The sequence below is a fragment of the Candidatus Omnitrophota bacterium genome (genome assembly GCA_028712255.1).
Taxonomy (GTDB): domain Bacteria; phylum Omnitrophota; class Gorgyraeia; order Gygaellales; family Profunditerraquicolaceae; genus UBA6249.
The window spans coordinates 50417-68852 of record JAQTQJ010000008.1; the positions used below are offsets into that span (position 1 = coordinate 50417).

24 protein-coding genes are annotated in these 18436 nt (G+C 36.1%); all 24 read left to right on the forward strand.

Going from position 1 to position 18436, the window contains the following annotated elements:
* Window positions 1-53: 53 nt before the first annotated feature.
* The 24 genes from PHC29_05000 (at window position 54) to PHC29_05115 (ending at window position 18111) form a co-directional block, all read left to right on the forward strand.
* Window positions 54-2309 (forward strand): tetratricopeptide repeat protein, encoded by a 2256-nt coding sequence (locus tag PHC29_05000; protein MDD5108848.1) that lies wholly within the window; start codon window positions 54-56, stop codon window positions 2307-2309.
* A gap of 171 nt (window positions 2310-2480) precedes the next feature.
* Complete coding sequence (locus PHC29_05005) at window positions 2481-2687, forward strand: winged helix-turn-helix domain-containing protein (protein MDD5108849.1); 207 nt, start codon at window positions 2481-2483, stop codon at window positions 2685-2687.
* A complete protein-coding gene (locus PHC29_05010; GenBank protein ID MDD5108850.1) occupies window positions 2680-3108 on the forward strand; it encodes a hypothetical protein in 429 nt (142 codons plus the stop codon). Before PHC29_05005 ends, PHC29_05010 begins: the two co-directional genes overlap by 8 nt.
* Before the next feature lie 220 nt (window positions 3109-3328).
* Window positions 3329-3520 carry a helix-turn-helix domain-containing protein gene (locus tag PHC29_05015; GenBank protein MDD5108851.1) on the forward strand — a complete coding sequence of 64 codons (192 nt, stop codon included), beginning with the start codon at window positions 3329-3331 and terminating at the stop codon, window positions 3518-3520.
* A complete protein-coding gene (pilM, locus tag PHC29_05020) occupies window positions 3517-5064 on the forward strand; it encodes a pilus assembly protein PilM (protein ID MDD5108852.1) in 1548 nt (515 codons plus the stop codon). Before PHC29_05015 ends, pilM begins: the two co-directional genes overlap by 4 nt.
* Window position 5065: 1 nt before the next feature.
* The gene (gene pilO / locus PHC29_05025; protein MDD5108853.1) at window positions 5066-5593 is read left to right on the forward strand and encodes a type 4a pilus biogenesis protein PilO; all 528 of its coding nucleotides are present in this window, start codon (window positions 5066-5068) and stop codon (window positions 5591-5593) included.
* A gap of 3 nt (window positions 5594-5596) precedes the next feature.
* On the forward strand, window positions 5597-6040 hold the full coding sequence (locus PHC29_05030; GenBank protein ID MDD5108854.1) for a hypothetical protein: 444 nt from the start codon (window positions 5597-5599) through the stop codon (window positions 6038-6040).
* A gap of 42 nt (window positions 6041-6082) precedes the next feature.
* Window positions 6083-7618 (forward strand): secretin N-terminal domain-containing protein, encoded by a 1536-nt coding sequence (locus PHC29_05035; GenBank protein MDD5108855.1) that lies wholly within the window; start codon window positions 6083-6085, stop codon window positions 7616-7618.
* A 10-nt stretch (window positions 7619-7628) separates the two neighbouring features.
* Window positions 7629-9344, forward strand: coding sequence for an ATPase, T2SS/T4P/T4SS family (locus PHC29_05040; GenBank protein MDD5108856.1), 1716 nt, complete (start codon window positions 7629-7631; stop codon window positions 9342-9344).
* A complete protein-coding gene (locus PHC29_05045) occupies window positions 9344-10579 on the forward strand; it encodes a type II secretion system F family protein (protein ID MDD5108857.1) in 1236 nt (411 codons plus the stop codon). The genes PHC29_05040 and PHC29_05045 overlap by 1 nt, the downstream gene beginning before the upstream one ends.
* 68 nt (window positions 10580-10647) lie before the next feature.
* On the forward strand, window positions 10648-11040 hold the full coding sequence (locus PHC29_05050; protein ID MDD5108858.1) for a prepilin-type N-terminal cleavage/methylation domain-containing protein: 393 nt from the start codon (window positions 10648-10650) through the stop codon (window positions 11038-11040).
* Between the two features lie 66 nt (window positions 11041-11106).
* Window positions 11107-11499, forward strand: a complete 393-nt coding sequence (locus PHC29_05055) for a prepilin-type N-terminal cleavage/methylation domain-containing protein (GenBank protein ID MDD5108859.1) — start codon at window positions 11107-11109, stop codon at window positions 11497-11499.
* A gap of 35 nt (window positions 11500-11534) precedes the next feature.
* Window positions 11535-11936, forward strand: coding sequence for a type II secretion system protein (locus tag PHC29_05060; GenBank protein MDD5108860.1), 402 nt, complete (start codon window positions 11535-11537; stop codon window positions 11934-11936).
* A gap of 6 nt (window positions 11937-11942) precedes the next feature.
* Window positions 11943-12317 carry a prepilin-type N-terminal cleavage/methylation domain-containing protein gene (locus PHC29_05065; protein MDD5108861.1) on the forward strand — a complete coding sequence of 125 codons (375 nt, stop codon included), beginning with the start codon at window positions 11943-11945 and terminating at the stop codon, window positions 12315-12317.
* A gap of 13 nt (window positions 12318-12330) precedes the next feature.
* The gene (locus PHC29_05070; protein MDD5108862.1) at window positions 12331-13005 is read left to right on the forward strand and encodes a hypothetical protein; all 675 of its coding nucleotides are present in this window, start codon (window positions 12331-12333) and stop codon (window positions 13003-13005) included.
* 469 nt (window positions 13006-13474) lie between these two features.
* Window positions 13475-13612, forward strand: a complete 138-nt coding sequence (locus tag PHC29_05075; GenBank protein ID MDD5108863.1) for a hypothetical protein — start codon at window positions 13475-13477, stop codon at window positions 13610-13612.
* Window positions 13569-13967, forward strand: coding sequence for a hypothetical protein (locus PHC29_05080; protein ID MDD5108864.1), 399 nt, complete (start codon window positions 13569-13571; stop codon window positions 13965-13967). The genes PHC29_05075 and PHC29_05080 overlap by 44 nt, the downstream gene beginning before the upstream one ends.
* A gap of 36 nt (window positions 13968-14003) precedes the next feature.
* Window positions 14004-14465 (forward strand): hypothetical protein, encoded by a 462-nt coding sequence (locus PHC29_05085; GenBank protein MDD5108865.1) that lies wholly within the window; start codon window positions 14004-14006, stop codon window positions 14463-14465.
* The gene (locus PHC29_05090; protein MDD5108866.1) at window positions 14462-14965 is read left to right on the forward strand and encodes a hypothetical protein; all 504 of its coding nucleotides are present in this window, start codon (window positions 14462-14464) and stop codon (window positions 14963-14965) included. Before PHC29_05085 ends, PHC29_05090 begins: the two co-directional genes overlap by 4 nt.
* A gap of 57 nt (window positions 14966-15022) precedes the next feature.
* Entirely contained in the window at window positions 15023-15430 is a 408-nt protein-coding gene (locus tag PHC29_05095; GenBank protein MDD5108867.1) for a hypothetical protein, read from the forward strand.
* Window positions 15431-15489: 59 nt separating this feature from the next.
* A complete protein-coding gene (locus PHC29_05100) occupies window positions 15490-15699 on the forward strand; it encodes a hypothetical protein (GenBank protein ID MDD5108868.1) in 210 nt (69 codons plus the stop codon).
* Between the two features lie 523 nt (window positions 15700-16222).
* Entirely contained in the window at window positions 16223-17014 is a 792-nt protein-coding gene (locus tag PHC29_05105; GenBank protein MDD5108869.1) for a hypothetical protein, read from the forward strand.
* Between the two features lie 336 nt (window positions 17015-17350).
* Entirely contained in the window at window positions 17351-17614 is a 264-nt protein-coding gene (locus PHC29_05110; GenBank protein ID MDD5108870.1) for a hypothetical protein, read from the forward strand.
* Window positions 17611-18111: a hypothetical protein gene (locus tag PHC29_05115; GenBank protein ID MDD5108871.1), complete on the forward strand. Its 501-nt coding sequence runs from the start codon at window positions 17611-17613 to the stop codon at window positions 18109-18111. Before PHC29_05110 ends, PHC29_05115 begins: the two co-directional genes overlap by 4 nt.
* Window positions 18112-18436: the final 325 nt, after the last annotated feature.

Consider the following 18436-nt stretch of genomic DNA (forward strand, 5'->3'; position numbering starts at 1 on the left):
TTAACGCCGTCAGCTTTGCTTATGAGGGCTCCAAGGAAACTGAATTGCTTTTTATGGCAAAAAAAGCTTATGAAGATGGGTTTTATGAAGTGAGCCTCGGTATGCTGGAAAGATTTCGGAATGATTTTAGTGGTTCAACTCAATTAAAACAGGCTCGCCTTTTAAGCGGACAATGTTATTTTCAGCAGGGCAGATATTTGGAGGCATTGAATATTTTTGAAGAATTACTCAATGATCCACAATGCGCCTCTTTTAAGGATGCTATTTATTTTTGGATGGCGGAGGTGCATTTTAAAGGCAATAATTTTGATAATGCTGCCTTGCTTTATCATAAACTAATAAATGAGTTTCCTCTTTCATCGTATACGGCTTCAGCCTACTATTCATTAGGTTGGTCGCTTTCCCAAACGGGAAAATATGACCAGGCACTGCAGGTTTTTATGAGTTTACTAGAGAAATTTCCAACTGAGCCACAGAGTAAAGATGCTGCTTTTAAATTAATTGAGTGTTTGTATAACCTTAAAAAATATGCAGAATTAGAGAATAAGGTGAAGTCTGTCCTTAGGCTTTACAATAATGATAGATTGCGGCTGCCCTACCTATATTTTTATTTGGCAGAGTCGCAATTTTACTTGGATAATTTCAATGAAGCAGTTAAGAACTACCTTAAATCAGTGCAGGCTTTTAAAGAGCAGAAGGCGCAGGTATTGGCAAAGTTAGGGCTTGGTTGGTCGTATCTTAAGCTTGCTAAATATAAAGAAGCCGAAGAGGTATTTGGGGATATTAAATATGGTAGTCTGGATAAAAAAAGCCTTGATATTTTTATATTGGGCCAGGCAGTATTAATGAATCAGACTAATCGCGTTTATGAGGCTAAGAAACTTTATGAACAGCTTATTAATATAAGCAGCGATCCTTTGATGTGTATGCAGGCTTATTTAGGTAAAGCGGATGCGCTCTATAACCTAGCGGAATATAATCATGCCGCGGATGTTTATAAAGAAGGATTGGATAAGATTGACAGCTCTGTGGTGCCAGATGAGTTAACGAGTAGATTGCGGTATAATTTAGCTTTAGCTTATATAAAAGGAGGGCAGTTTTCTTCAGGTATAGGCATATTTGATGATCTTATGGAAAAAAGTAAAGACCAGGCTGTTAATATCAAGATGCTTTTTCAGGTGGGCGACGCTTATAAGGATGAGGGTGAATTAGTAAAAGCCGAAGAAACCTATACGAAGATTCTAAAAAAATACCCTACTGTAGCTTATGCAGATTATGCGCAATATCAAATTGGAGCTTTAAAGTTAAAAAGAGGCGATTATGATGGAGCAGTTATGATTTTTGAGTCCTTTTTAAAAAATTATCCTCAATCGAATTTTCTGGCGGATACGTTTTATTCGTTAGGTACAGCTTATTTTCAAAAAGCAGATTACAAAAATAGTCTCGAAATCTTTTCTAAGTTTCAGGGACAGTTCAAAGACAACGCTTTAGCCTCCCAAGCCTTATATATGCTTGGAAATTCGCTCCTTAATTTAGGAAAAATCAATGAGGCGCTTTCTATTTTTAAAGATACACTTAAGTTAGCTTCGCAGGATATTGAATTACGCCAGAAGGCTGAATATGAAATTGCCGATTGTTATTATAAGCTAGGGCAGGTAAATGAAGCCCTCAAGAGTTTTAAACTTTTACGTACTAAGTATCCGGATTCAAAACTTCTTCCTGATATTATGTGGTGGCTTGGCCAGTATTATTATCGTTGTGGTGATTTAGTTCTTGCGCAGAGATACTTCAATTCTTTAATAAAAGATTTTTCAGATAGCCGACTAGTTGCGGATGTGTTTTATGCTATGGGCCTGATTTTTACTGCTGAGAATAAATTTGAACAGGCAGCTGAAAGTTTTAAAAAAGTACTTGAATTAGGTAGCGTTGATTTGAGAGCTCAAGCTCAAGTAGCATTAGCAAAGGCATATTATAAGCTCCAGGATTATGAAAAAGCAAAGCTATATTACAGTAAAAGCCTTGAGGAGACAGATGTTTTGGATGCAGCTGATATTCACTTTAATTTAGCTGAAGTATTTGAAAGTAATTTAGAGTTTGATGCGGCTATCCAGCAATATATCCTGGCTGCTGATTTAGACAAACAAGATATGCATTCATCTGTATTGGCACTTTTGCGCGCAGCTAAACTTTATGAAGATAAAGAGGATTTTAAAGAGGCATTGAAGATATACAAAAGAGTCATTCAGAAGAATACGGAAGAAGCAAAATTTGCTCAGGAGAGGATTGATTGGATAAATTCAAATCAGTAGGTCCCGCTGCGTAACATGTGCCAAAATTCTCTTCGATAATTTTGGCACACTCCGCGGGACTAATTCGCGCATTGACTTACTCACACTTACGTGTTCGTAAGTCAAGCGCTCATTAAAAAATAGTTGACTTATTACTGATTGTTTATAGAATAAACAATTAAGGGAGGCAATATGATTATTGAAATCGGTATAGTTGCTGGTGAGATTTGGCATTACCTGGACCAAAAGGGAGAGGTTAGTTTAACTGAGCTGAGCAAGAATATTGATCGTACAAAAGAGAATATTTTAATGAGTTTAGGCTGGCTTGCTCGGGAAGGACATGTCATTTTAGTGAAAACAAATAATGACTACCGGATTTCTTTAAGGAAAGATGTCTAATTCTATAGGGATAAGTCTTCCTATACCTTTTCAGAAGGAGCCTAATTGTACTAAAAAAGGGATAATTCTTTTAATCGTTCTAGGGGTAATTCTTTTGGTGGTGACCCTAACTACTGTTATCTTAAGAATTATCTCTAACCAGTCACGTTTAACCCATCATCAGGTGAGCCGTATTCAAGCCCAATATGCTGTTAAGGCAGGAGTGATTTATGCTTTGGATAAACTACGCAGGAATGATGACGTAGGATGGCCTGCTAGCGGAGAATATATAAAGACTATGTGTAAAACTGGTTGTGATATTAATGAGCCAGATCTGCCTAAATCAATTCAGCGAGTAGATATTACTGTATATAACACTGGGACAGGAATTTCTGGCACAAGGAAGATAAGCGCCAAAGCCACCTATACTTACTCACCTTAGCAGTTTATTTAATAAGATATTATAATCTAAGTAAGTTTATTATAATGGCGTATGCAAAGGCATACTCCATTATTCGTCGCTGTTAACTAATGCAAGTAAGTATAAGTAAGTATATATAAAAAAATACTTGACAAGATAAGTGGATTATGTTTTAATTAAAACCATAGTACTTTATAGTTAAGCTACTGTGTATGCCTGATAGAGAGGAAAACTGGTATTCATGTCAAGACTGATAGATATTGATGAATTAGCAGATTATTTAAAATTAAAGAAACAAACTATCTATAATTGGCTTAATCAGCGTAAGATCTCAGGGATTAAGGTGGGAGGTGTCTGGAGATTTGACCGTAAGGATATTGATAATTGGCTAAGGTCTAAGAAACGTGAGAGTACTTCGGGAGATGGACAATGAATTCTTTAGGTATATATTTTGGAATTAAAGATATCTGCCTGGTAGAAACCAGCGGAAAAAAGATTGTAAATAACATCCGCCTGCCGCATCCTAATTTAGCGATGGCAGAATTAGAAGAAAAAGTCCCATCGGATATAAAACTAATGGCTATGCTCAAAGATGCTTTTCGGACTTACCATGTAAGTGCCGAAGAAGCTTTCTTTTGCCTTTCCGGGCAGGATTTAGTTATTCGTACTTTTGAAATTCCGCTTCTTCCTCAGAGCGAATTAAAAGGGGCGGTTAATTTTGAGGCAAAGAAATATATACCTTTCAAACTTGAGGAACTGGATTATGATTTTCAGGTTCTGTTTAACAAGAAAGATAAAACAAGCTTAGTGCTTTTTGTCGGCATCAAGAAGGAAATTTTGGCAAATTATGTTTCTATTGCCAAGCAGCTTAACCTTAAAGTTAGTATGCTTGAGTACTCGGCTTTTAGTATTTTACGGTTTTTAAAGCTATCCGGCCTAAAAGAAACAGGCATAGTTGCAATTCTTTGTTTTGATTTAAATAACGAAGATGAGTCAAATTTCACTGTTTTTGAAAACGGTTTTTCTTTATTTAGCCGTGATTTTGTTCTAACTGGAGAGCCTGCGGGATTTGAGCAAACTGTTGAAGCGGATTCTATTGCTAAGCAGGAGAAATTAAAAAATGAAATCCGTGTTTCTCTTGATTACTATAACCGTAAATTTCCGGGAAAAAATATTAAGACTATTTTTGTTATCTCAGATAAGAATAGCTCTACAGAGGTAAATTCTTTTTTTACGGAATCTGCTATACCGGTAAAGTTTGTAGAAACTCAAAAAGTTTTTGGTAAAGACGTTGAGTATTCTTCGATACTTGCTAAAAGTTTTTCTGCTGCTTTATTTAGGTCTGTGCCTCTTAAAACAAAAATTAATTTGATTGGAGCTAGGCTTAAAGCAACTAAGGAAGCTGCAGAGGGATGGAAAACAGCTGGTTTATTAGAGGGTATAAAACTTGACTTAAAATTTATTATTTTAGGTATTTTTTTGTGCGCGGCTGTTTTTGGGTATGGATTAATGCGTAAGAAGCCTATTCAGGAAAAATTGGCTGAAATTAGGAGCCAGCGCATAAAAATCAGCTTTATGCCTGCTGATGACAGTTTTGATAGCTTAACCGCGTTAAGTGGAAAATATAGAAAAAAAATCATTACCTTAGGAAACTTAATAAAAAATCAAAAGTATGTTACTTACCCGCTTGATGCGATCCCGGCAGCTTTACCTAAAGGGGTATGGTTAGATAGTTTCAGTTTTAACCAAAAAAAGGACCTTACGGCAGAGCTTACGCTTAGTGGAAAGGTTTATCTTGATAATACTGACCAGGAATTTGATTCGGTAAACATTTTTCTTACAAACTTGAAAAAAGAACCTTTGTTTTCCAAATATTTTAAAGAAATTTCAATAAGTTCTATTGATCAAAAACTGATAAATAATAAAACCGTAACGGTATTTAAGATAATTTGCCGTAGTCTTCCGGAGAAAAAATAGAATGGCAAAATCAGGAGTATTGGAAAAAAATAAAAATAAGATTTTGAATTTAGGCGTAGTTCTTTTGGCATTATTTATCGCCTTTCAGATTTATAGGTCTGGTGATGAAAAGGCTAATTCCTTGGTTCAGGAGAAAGATAATGAAGTTAAGAAAAATATGCTTATGGAAGAGATATCGGGACTGGAAAAGAAAATGGATGGATATAAGAAGGTTTTTGTAAAAAAAGATATAGGTTCAGTTATGGATTCAATTTCAGCCATAGCTAAGAATTGTTCGGTGAAGGTTGTTTCTATAAAGCCTAGCTCTGAAGAGTCGTTTGCCTCCTACATAAAGACATCATTTTTGTTGACGATTTCTGCCCCTAATTATCATTCCTTAGGTGATTTTATCAGTCAAGTTGAGAGTTATAAGGATATTTATATAGTTGATGAAGTAAGTGTAGCTTTAGCGGAATCTAATCGACCAGAAGAAGTTGTTACTGAAAATTTAAACGTTAATTTGAAAATCAGCACTATCGCTTACTTATAAATAATGAAAAGAACTCTTAGTTTTATGTTATTTTTAACTATTTTATCTGGCGGAATAAATTTAGCTGGTTTTGTTTTGGCTCAAGAAGGTGCTTCGGATGTGATAACTGAACGTCCGCAAATCAAATATAAATCTGGAAAACTTCGTGACCCGTTTTCTACATACTTAGTTAAAGAAGAGAAAAAAGAGGTGTCTTTACAGCCAGGAGAGGGTCAGTTAATTGCGCCTACTATTGATCTTAATTCTTTGAAAGTACAAGGAATAATCTGGGGAGGGAAGATGCCTCAGGCCATTATTAATGGTGAGGTTTTATCTGTAGGTGATGTTGTAAATGGGGCTAAGATCCTTAGTATAGATAAAAAAGGAATTAATTTAGATTTTTCTGGTGAGGTTATTAATCTATCTGCTTCTGGTCAAAATCCTGAAGCCAGGCAAAACGAAAAATAATGTTCTTTTTTAATGTCATAAAGTTATCTTAAGGAGGATCAAATGAAGAAAGTATTTTTAATGATGGTCGGTGTCATTTTTTTAATGTTTGTTTTTTTTAACATGCGGTTAAACGCACAAGCAGAACCGGATATTTCCTCAAGTGAGGTTACGATCTCCATGGATTTTAAAGACGCCAGCCTCAAGGATATCCTAAAAGTATTTTCTATGCAGTCAGGGCTGAATTTTATTGCTTCTGAAGCGGTGCAGGATAGAAAGGTTACTCTTTATCTTGATAAGGTACCGTTGAGCCAGGCAATGGATAAAATTTTTAGCGCAAATAATCTTTCCTATGATTTGGATAATAAGTCCAGTATTATTGTAGTTAAAGAATGGGGTAAAATGGGAACGGAAACAGTGACAAAAGTATTTTATTTGAAAAATGCCACTGTATCAATCTCATCATTAAAATCTGAATTATCCAAAGATGTGCTCAAACCTGGATCATCTGAAACCTCAAGTTCTCAGGCTGTTTCCAATACTAAATGGAAAGAAGAAAGTGAAGGTGGTATTACTACTGCCATTAAAAAGTTACTTTCTCCTAATGGTTCTTTGATAGAAGATTTTCGCACTAATAGCCTTATTGTTACTGATACCCCCATGAAAATTAAGGTAATTAACCAGGTTATCGCGTCTTTAGATGTATCAATACCTCAAGTTATGCTTGAGGTAGAAATGCTTGATGTGAGCAAGAATGCAGTTGATAAAATAGGCTTTGAGTTTGGCGATACTCCCTTTACTGCTATTCTTACAGGGGCTACAGCTGCCAGTGGTTTTCCTTACCATAGTTGGGGAAAATTTACAAATGGAGCTTATGGTACTTTGTCCATTAATCCGGACGCCAATACTTATCAGATGCAGCTTGATTATATTAAAACATTAACTGATACGAAATATTTAGCGCGGCCCAAACTTCTTACATTAAATAATGAGACTGCAGAAATTTTTATTACTAAAGACGAGATAGTAGGCAGGACAGATACGACAGTGTTTAGCACGGGAGGTTCGCCTACTACTACCAGTGAATATAAAAGATCTACTGATTTGGAGCTTACTAAAGAAGGAACCGGTATTTTTCTTAGGGTGACTCCACAGATAAATTTGGATACGGGTGAGATTACTATGGTTGTAAATCCAAAATCAAGTGTCTCCAGCATAAGTTCATTAAGTAGCGCAACTAATCCGCAATCTGATATTGAAATAAGAAGTACAAAATCTATAGTCAAAGTTAAGGATGGGGAAACAGTGGTTTTAGGCGGATTGATCCATCAGGATAAGAGCCTTGAAAATAAAAAGCTGCCTATATTAGGTGATATTCCTTTGGTGGGTGCGTTGTTTAGGCATAGATCTCAAACAAAAGATATCGAACGCGAGCTAATAGTTTTTATTACCCCCCGCATTGTTAAAGACAAGGTAGATGTTAGCCTTGCTCAAATTCAGAATATCCAGCTTCCGATTAGGGAACAGGGGTCTGCATTTGGTTCAGCTAGAGAGCATATTATCGATTCCAGTATGAATAAATTCGATAAGAAGCGTTAATTAATCAATAATGGTAAAAGATAGGTATTTAAGACTGGGCGAATTTTTGATTAAAGAAGGGCTTATTACTGCTACTCAGCTGGAAAAAGCTATCAGCGCACAGAGGCAGGAGGGTGGACGGCTTGGTGAGATTTTAGTTAAGTTGGGGATGGTTAAAGAAGACCAGGTGGTGGCAGCATTAGGCAAACAGTTAAATATGCCTTATTTTTCAATAGGTACGGGAATGCTTAAGCCGGCGATGGATCAGGGCTTAGAGCATATGATTCCTCAGGATTTTGCTTTTAAGAATTGTGTTTTACCGCTTTCAAGGATGCTTCGCTCTTTGACCGTAGCAATGGCCGATCCTTTAGACCTGCTCCTTATCGATAGCCTTAGGAAGCTTACTGGTAGTGAAATTAATCCAGTGATAGCTACGCGATCCGATATTATGAAGGCGGTTGAAGAATTTTATGGTAAATCTGCCATGCTTAAGGATGTTGTAGATTCAAGTTATGATGTAAGTGCTTCAATTGCCCAGGGGCAGGAGGATATGGGGCAGGAGTTGAGCCTTGATAAACTGATTGCCCGGGCAGAAGAGGCCCCGGTTGTAAAATTAGTAGATTTGATAATCCGACAGGCAATCGATGAGCGGGCTTCAGATATCCATATTGAACCCTTTAAAGACAGGATTTCGTTACGATATAGAATTGACGGTAAACTTTATGAGATTCCTTCGCCGGCAAAACACCTGCATTTACCGCTTGTGTCACGCGTAAAGATTTTGGCTAAGCTTGACATTGCGGAAAAAAGATTACCTCAGGATGGGGCGATTCTAGTGCGTATTAATGAACGTCCGATAGATATTCGTGTTTCCATTATTCCGACTATATACGGGGAAAAAGCGGTTTTAAGAATTTTAGACCGCGGCGGAGTTTCGTTAAATTTGGAATATATGGGGTTTGATGCTAAACAGCTTGAGCATGTACGTAGGGCAATTTCTTCCCCTTATGGGTTAGTTTTAATTACTGGCCCAACCGGTAGTGGAAAATCTACTTCACTCTATGCTATTTTAAATGAAATTAAGAGTCCTACGAAAAATATAATTACCGTTGAAGATCCCGTAGAATATAAAATGGATCAAATTAACCAGGTACAGATAAAACCGGAAATCGGGCTCACCTTTGCGGCTGCTTTACGTAGTTTCTTACGGCAGGATCCGGATGTTATGCTTGTTGGTGAGGTTAGGGATTTAGAGACTGCGCAGATTTGTATTCGCTCGGCCCTTACCGGCCACTTAGTTTTGAGTACTTTGCATACTAATGATGCTCCATCTGCAGTAAGCCGGCTTATGGATATTGGCATCGAGCCTTATATGCTTGCGCCTTCACTGCTTATTGTTATTGCGCAAAGGCTTATTCGTAAATTATGCCCGGATTGTAAAGAGGCATATGAACCTACTAGTGTTCAGCTTAAAGGTGCGGCTGTTAAAGCAGAACTTATTTACAAGTCTAAAGGATGTGCTAAATGTAATAATATCGGGTATAAAGGCAGAACTTGTATTGTTGAAGTTATGCCTGTTTCGTTGGAGATCCAGGATTTGATTACTCAGAAGGCATCATTTCAGAAAATACGTGAAGTTGCTAGGGCTTCAGGCATGCAAACACTCTATGAATCAGGAATTAGGAAGGTTGAAGGTGGAGTAACTTCATTGGAAGAAGTTTTCTCTACTACATTGGGAGTCGAATAATGCCTAAGTTTTACTATGTTGCTAGAAATCGTTCTGGAGTTAAAGAAACTGGCAGTGAAGAGGCGCTAAATCAAGAAGATGCAGTAACTAAAATCCAGTCTCGAGATTTGGTAGTAATCAATATTATCCCTGAAGGCACAGAGCCTGGGGGTAAAGGTGTTGATAATTTGGTTAGGAGTAAGTTTAAACCTAAACATGGTAGAGTTACTAGTGAAGACCTTACTTTGTTTTGTCGGCAGTTGTCTACCTTAATTGGTGCAGGAGTTACGATTCTGATGAGTTTGAATATTATTTCCAAACAGGTATCCAGCAGAAAACTCTATGGAGTTATTACAGATTTAACTAAAAATATGGAAGCAGGCTTAAGTTTTCATGAGGCAATGGCTTTACATCCTAGAGTATTCTCGGATCTTTGGGTTAATCTTGTTGAAAGCGGAGAGGCCAGTGGAAATCTGGCAGTTGTTCTAGGCCGGCTTGCGTCATATCTGGAAAAGGTAGGTGAGTTTAAGAGAAAGATTATTTCCGCATTGATTTACCCGGCAATTTTAACGCTTGTGGGTTTAGGGGCGCTTTTGTTTTTAACTATAAAAATAGTCCCTACATTTGCTGAGATATTCAAAAATTTTAATATGACCCTTCCTGCACTTACTCAGATATTGGTTGGTGTAAGTACTTTTCTTAGGAAATTTTTATTTTTGATAATTATAGTAATCGCCGGAGCAGTTTTTGCTTTTAAAAAATATATAGAAACCAAACTCGGTAGAAGGAGTTTTGAAGAATTTAAATTTAAATTGCCGGTCTTTGGTGAATTTTTTTTGGCTATGAATATTGAAAGATTTTCTTCGGAGATGGCCACTCTTCTTGAATCAGGAGTCCCAATTCTTTATTCTTTAGAGATATCAGAGCGTAGTGTAGATAATTTGATTATGGCTGATATAATCAAAAAAATTAAAGAGGATGTACGGGAAGGTAAGCCACTTAGAGAGTCACTTGAGCGCAGCAGTTTCTTTGAACCTATGGTTATTCAGATGATTAGTATTGGTGAAGAGATAGGCGAACTACCACAGATGTTCAAAAGGATTAATTCTTTCTATCAAGAATATTGCGATACTTTTCTTGCTCGATTTGTTGCTATGTTTGAGCCGTTTGTTTTAATTTTTATAGGATTGGTTATCGGTATAATGGTTATAGGAATGTTCTTGCCTATATTTGAACTTTCAAAAGGGGGTGGATAGTTATTGACAATTTTCTAGAATAAGTTAGAATATTTTATCAAATAGTAATCATTAACAAAGGAGGAAAAGTGAGAAAAGGTTTTACTTTAATCGAATTAGTAGTAGTTATCATAATTGTTGGAGTTCTGGCATCGATAGGTTTAACCCAGTATACTAAAGTGGTGGAAAAAGGCCATGCAGCTGAAGCAAGGACAATATTAGGTTCTTTGAGGAGTTTACAGATAGCTGCCAATCTTGAGAATGGTGCTTATGAAACAAATATGGCTAACTTAGATGCTTCTATCCAGACCGCTTGCGCAACTGGTACACATTATTTTACTTATGCTTGCGCTGCAAGCGGTACATGTACTGCTACCAGATGTACTACTGCCGGTAAGGCTCCTGTAGGACCCTCAGCTTATACTAAAACTTTAGCAGTTGATGGTACATGGGGTGGTACAGGCGTGGCATTAGGATATTAAATACTAATAAATATAACTATTTAATAATTACTTGATGGCTACCTTTTTTAATAAAAAGGAGGAAAAGTGAGAAAAGGTTTTACTTTAATCGAATTAGTAGTAGTTATCATAATTGTTGGAGTTCTGGCATCGATAGGTTTAACCCAGTATACTAAAGTGGTGGAAAAAGGCCATGCAGCTGAAGCAAGGACAATATTAGGTTCTTTGAGGAGTTTACAGATAGCTGCCAATCTTGAGAATGGTGCTTATGAAACAAATATGGCTAACTTAGATGCTTCTATCCAGACCGCTTGCGCAACTGGTACACATTATTTTACTTATGCTTGCGCTGCAAGCGGTACATGTACTGCTACCAGATGTACTACTGCCGGTAAGGCTCCTGTAGGACCCTCAGCTTATACTAAAACTTTAGCAGTTAATGGTACATGGGGTGGTACAGGTGCGGCATTAGGATATTAAATACTAATAAAATATAACTATTTAATAATTACTTGATGGTTAAGAGCTTTACTCTAGTTGAAATATTAGTAGTGCTTATAATTATGGGTATCTTGGCTGCCTTGGCTTATACTAATTTTGGCACACCTACGGAGAAGGCTTTAGATAAGGAAGCAAGAGCAACTCTGGCACTTATGCGTGCTGCAGAGAGGATCTATAAGATGGAAGTTGGTGATAATTACTATCCATATGATTCTTATGTTTCTACAAGCAATGTCAGCTTAATAAACACTAATTTAAGGCTGAGTTTACCTACTGCTGCATCACCGAGATGGACTTACAGTATAAATAACGCTTCTTCAACTGGGATTGTTCAGGCAGCCAGATCAGGTAGGACTTGGTCACTTGATTCATCGAGTGCCTCTGAGGATCCAGCCTGCACCGGTTCTTGTCTGTAGCAGAATATGCAAAATCAGAAAGGCTTTACATTAGTTGAAATACTTGTATCTTCAGTAATATTTGCTTTGTTAATAGTAGGATTACTTAGTGTTTTTGTTTCAGGTACTAAAAATATTATACATGCTCGTGAACGCATGACTGGGTCTGAATTAGGAAGGTTTTTTATGGATCCACTCGGTAATTTCGTGCGTCAGGATACTTGGGATTCCAATGCCCTTGATATTTCAGCTACTCCGGTAAGCCTTCCTTCCCAAACGATTAACAATAGAATCTTTTCTGCTACCTATAAGGTTGCTGATAGTACAACTGATACTGCTTTGAGCGGTACTAATTTACGCAGAGTGACAACGACAATTATTTGGACTGAGTCAACCTTGTAAAACTCAGGAAAGCATGAAAATTGTTTTCTCCTTTTTCAAAAGACCTCATTCTAGTATTTCCAAAAATACCAAATCAATAACTTTAATTGAGTTAATTGTAAGCATTCTTATCGTATCAACCATGGTTCTGTGTATCTACAGCCTTGAAACATTTAGCCATGGCCAAGTAATCAATTCGGATAGAAGAGTAAAAGTTCAGAATGATCTTGCCTATGCTTTGGAGCATATGAGTAAATACCTCCAGCAAGCAAACGGAAATAGGCCTGTATTTCAACTTTTTCCTCCAGGTAACCCAACGGGTTTCCGTGTGTGGGTTGATTTTAACAATCCTCATACTCCTTCAGATTACACTGATGATGCTCAGATTAGGTATTCTCTTTCTGGCAATACATTGAGTGCCAGTTGCAGTGGTGGGCTTTGCGGTTCTTTTGTAGATGAGGATCTCAGTGGTAGGATTATCTCTGGTTTTAGCAATACGATCATTCCGGATCCTTTGCCAAGCCCGCCTTCATCTGGTTTTTATTTTATAATAGATCCTGATTCTAATGGTATGTCAAATGTTGTTGAAATTGGTTTAATTGGCCTCTATGACCCATCTGCTAGTACTACTCCGTCAGCCCTTCTTACGACAAATCCCCAGGTAATGATGAAAACAAGAGTAATCTGCAGTAATTGTTCTACAAACTAATTTCCTAAAACCCGATTATAAGGTTGGTACTTAATTAAAAGATAAGATAGCCCTTTTTATTTGCTAACAGTAAGAAGTTATGCTAAATTAATACAAATTAGGCTAATTTGGGGCTGTAGCTCAGTTGGGAGAGCGCCTCGTTCGCAACGAGAACCAGGCAATCTTTATAACATATTGAAATTGTTGTAAATACGTACTCATTGAATAACTTAGGTAGTATTTTTGTTTTATTAGTTTTTAATGGTTTTTAATCAATTTTAACCTTAGGTAGACACTATTTAGACACTACTTTAAGGATGCATTAGGGATCAAAGATAGTTGAATAAGAAATTGCTTATTTTTATTTTTGAGATAGAATTGCTTTAGAAGCAAAGACAATTTGGTTCACTAGCCATGCCTTAAAGAGGACATAGAACCTCTAACTGTGAAGTAAGGTAAGCTGCATCACTCCCCGAAAGGGAGGCGGGAAATGCAGTCTTATCGGATTTACTTCACAGTTGCCGGTGGGAATATGCGCCCGCTTTTTGTTGGGAGTAAGATTCAGGGAATAAGCAAAGGAGATAATGAAGAAGATAATCGTTTTGTTGGTATTGGTATCATTGGTTAGTGGTTGTGCATCTATACCAAGGGGTAAAATCGGGAATAGTAGAATATATAATGCTTCTTACGATAAAGTATGGGAAGTAACGCTTAAGGCTACCGAAGGTGATATTTTAGAAGCTAGAAAAGAGAACGGATTTATTTCTTTAGCTAATCACGATCCCTATCATCCTTTCAAGTATGTTAATTTCTCTTTAGGGATAGTAGCTTTTAGATCCATCCATATGTTTGTTTCAAAAAAAGATGAAGATCATACTGAGGTGGAGATTGATATAAAAGTTATGGGTTCATATTCAAAAGGAGTTTTGGAAAAAGAATATTTAGATAAAATTGAAACTGTATTAAATGAACAAAGTAAATAAAAAGCAATTAATAGTTGTTTGGAATAAGGAGGGGTTATGAGGATAATCATCGCCTTCGTAATAATAGCGACTCAAGTCTTTTTTTATAAAGCTTGCTTTTCTGATATAGTGATATTAGAAGATAAAACTTTGTTTGAGGGAGAACAGATTTCAGGTAATAAGTTTAAGGTTGATGGAGGGTTTGTAATATTTTCGAATCCTTTATGGAAAATAGTTAGTATAGAAAAAAGGATGCCAACAGATAATGAAAAGAAAAGCCTTATTGTATTCAAGGCGTCAGATTATGACATTATATTTAATGAAAGAGGAGAATATTCTGCCCCATTGACATCATTTGAGAAGAATGTTGGTAAAAGAGTTCAGGCAGTATTTGATACATACCCAAGTTTATCTGATAAAGCTTGTATAGAAATGGTTGCCAAGGAGTTTAAAATCGCCCCTACTATAATAGACCAAATCTTCTTAAAGGCAGCATTGAAAACAGGAGGCAAGCTATGAAAAAATGCCCTTATTGTGCAGAAGAGATACAGGATGGGGCAATTAAATGTAAACATTGTAGGGAGTTTTTAGAGAAAGTCAAGGCTACAGAACGGATTCCAACTGGTAAGTTTTGCCCTTTATGTTCACAAGCCTATGCTTTTGAAGTAAAAAATTGTCCTAAGTGCAATACGATATTAGAAGAAGAATTACAAGATCAAGAAGTTGAAAAAGATACAATCAGTTTATCTAAAATAGAGGAAAGCGGATGTGCTCCAGCAGTTATTTCTCTTATAATTCCTGGTACAGGACAGATGATAAAGGGACAGGTGGGAAGAGGGATAGTTTACTTGGTATCAGCAATTGGTTTGGGAGCTATTACATGGGGTGTTCTCGCTGTTGTCGTGGGTATATTTAGTTGCATAGATGCAGCCACTCCCGTTTATAAATGCCCAAAATGTAAGTCAATTATTGATAAAGATGCCTTGGTTTGTAAATATTGCCAGGCTAAATTTAGATAAATAAGATTTAAGTTGTATTAAAATATGGGGTACACTGAGTATATTGAGGCGAGGAAAATGAAGAATTTAATTTGGTTATTTTCTTTAGTAATTTTGGTAAGCGGTTGTGCTAATCCGTATTATAGACCGTGGGCTTCAGATACTTCTCCCTATCGCCCCGAAGATGCTGAGTTTATTCCCAATTCTGCAGAAAATATAAGAGCAAAGCTTGCTAGAGAGCATGCAAAATGGAAAGAGGAGATAGACAGATACTTCAAAGAGCATCCTGAACGGTTAGCTTTTAAAGATGAAGTTATAAATAAGAAAATTCGTATTGGCATGGCTAAAGAAGAAGTTTTGTTATCTTGGGGCAAGCCAGGGGATATAAATAGGACAGTTACGCAGTATTCAACTCACGAGCAATGGGTATATAGCAAGCAATATTTATATTTTGAAAACGGCATTCTTACTACTTGGCAAGATTAATATGCCTAGAAAATTATAGCAATCCTTTATGAATAATAGCTAAAACAAAAGGAGGAATCATGCTTCCCGATATTGGTTTGATAGTTGGCTCTTATGTAATAACTAGAATGGTTTTATTGTTTTCAAAAGAATCTAATGGCGCGATGAATCCGACAGGGCTTAAAGTAGCACAGGTTTTAGGTTTCATTACAATAGTTATAACTGTTCTTTGCTTATTTGATTTATTATCAAAGGGTTCATCTATTTCATCTATGCCAAGTTTTAATTAGGGTAACCTCTTTTAAAAGGAATATGCTGGGTAAAATACCTTCATTTTGCGACATAAAGCCCATTGTGGGGCTTATTATTAAAAAAACGATATAATCTACTCTTCACTCCTATACTACAGGTTATTCTTTATCAGGTGAATCAGCTCAAGCTTACACAGACCAAAGTGGGAACACTACAATAAACACTTATAACACATCAAATAACTTAGATAAGTAAGTGGTTACGAAACTAAATTTAATCTTAAAGGACGAGTAAAATGAAGTGTTTCTTATGAAGTGCTTTTTAATCTTAAAGGACTACTAAAATGAAGCTTCCAAGAGACATAAAAGGTGTTAATAAAATAAGAGATTTAGAGATAATTGTATGATTGCTGGCTGGTTCATTTGTGTTTTTCCATTAGAATTAGTGTTGGATTTCAGTGGACAAATTTGTTATCATTTAGGGGTAAAAGACGGTACATTAGCCAATGACTAAGAGGCTACAAGCTTAATTGTCATTGGTTACGCTATAGGAGCAAAGAAGATGAGTGATGAGCTAAGTAAGCTTTGGAGACCACAAGATGATAAGGGAAATCGCTTGTATTCTGGCATTCCCAATTGTCTTCTCATGGAGATAATAAATGGGACATACAAACCTACTGAATCTCAGGTATTACTTTTTATTGCTAGAATGAGTTGTGGAATGATGAGGAGAGAACAAACAAATTACCTTGGATTAGGTGATATTGAAGCAGAAACAGGTATTAAAATACCGCATTTGTCTAAGATAATCAATGAACTTATTAGGAAAGGTATTCTACTAAGAGGTAAGGAATCAGCCAAAAAGTATAAATACGCTATAAATCTTTATTACTATGGTCTACCAATGAAGTATTACAAAATTAGGCATAGTCTTAAAGAAATTAAGGATGATGAAGAAGTATTTGGTGTGTTAGATTACAGATTTGGTAAGCCTGTAAAAGACGAGAGGGCTATAGTTGTATATAATTCAAAGGGTTATGAGAAGCAAGAAAATGGCTATATAAAGACTGATATAAATACTGATAGAAAGATAGATACTACTGTTAAAAATAACTCTTATAATTCTTTAGTATCTAGTTTTATGAAAGATATTAAAGAACACGATTGTGCAGATACAATACTAAAACACATGCAGCAAATGCATGTTAATGGCTATAATCCCGATCTTATAATTTTAGCTTATGATGCTGAATGGATACGTAAGGGCTACGTAGCCCCAGATGTCGGTAAAGGCAATATTGAAACAGCTGAAGGAAAATTTAAACATTGGCTAAAAATACGTAATAATGTTTAATTAATACATCAATTTGACAAAGTAAATGCATCTATTTGGAAGGAAAGTTAACAAAAGAAGACTCTTGTAATGAGGAGCGTATGATAATTAAATGTAGAGAATGCAAAAAGGAAATTTCTTCAGAAGCTAATTCTTGTCCGCATTGCGGATGTCCACAGAAACAAGAACAAGTAGGTGTGCCTAAATGTCCTACTTGTAACTCAACAGAAGTTGAAAAAATATCAGCGGGAGACAAGGCAATGACAATGTTCCTTTGGGGTTCAGTTAAGAATTTTACTTGTACCTTTAAGTGTAGAAAATGTGGTCACAAATGGTAACTATCAGATAAGGGAAACTATGAATTCCATAAATATTATATATACTTGTTTGATTATTTTTGGTATTTTGTTTATTTGCAGAGAAATTATTTGCTGGTGGTTTAAAATGAATCAGGTTGTGAATCTACTTACTGAAATACGGGATATTTTACATGCTAAAAAGAATAAAGGAGAAGGATCTAAACAACCTATAGCGAAACTACAGGAAAAAGAAACAGTCATATTAAAAGATTTTTTTGGAAAACCGCATAAGGTAACTTCATTTAAGGATGAAAATAAATGAAAGTAAAAAGGCTAGTTTGTTTATTAGTTTTAGTATTATCAATGAATGGATGCGTTACAGTAACTCCCTTGATCCATAAAGAATTTGAAAGTAGCAGGACATTTCAATCTACTTATAATGAAGTCTGGCAGGCAGCGGTTAAGTCCGCTACTTCTACGGGAGATGCTATACTAGCAGCTGAGAAAGAGGGCGGGTTGATATCTTTTGATAGGAGGGTTTCTCTCAATATTAGACCAAAGGCCGACCTTGCTTTAATTCCCAAAAACCGATATTGCTGGAATCCGCACATTTCAGTTAATTTAATTCTAAAGGAATTGAATCCTGAGAAAGTGAGTGTAAGTGTCAAAGTGAGGATTACTGCTACATGCGGTGGCAATCTTGGTTTTACCTTCCCAGCACTAGCTGATTTAGGTTCTAGCGGTGAACTTGAGAAGGAGTATTTAGATAAAATACAAGATTTTCTTATTGGAGATAAATCACCGAAGGATAGTAAATAGCTGTAATTTAAAATAATCAAACAAAACTGTTATTTATTACGAAATAAAGGAAGAAAAGAAACAGAATAGTACATAATAGGGTAAATTACAAGCATTTCCCTTCACTTTGCCTCAAAAGACAATATAGCTTACCGAAGTCAAATACTAAACTTACCGAAGAATGGGTATAGTCGGTTCCGAAACTACCCCGAAACACACCGAAGCGAAATACGACCCCAGCTATAAATTAATTATAGAGTTATAAAACAATTTAGCTATAATAATGTTAATAGCTATAGGACGATTTACTGTTCTTAGCAGTATTTCTGTATTGCTGTTTTTTAAG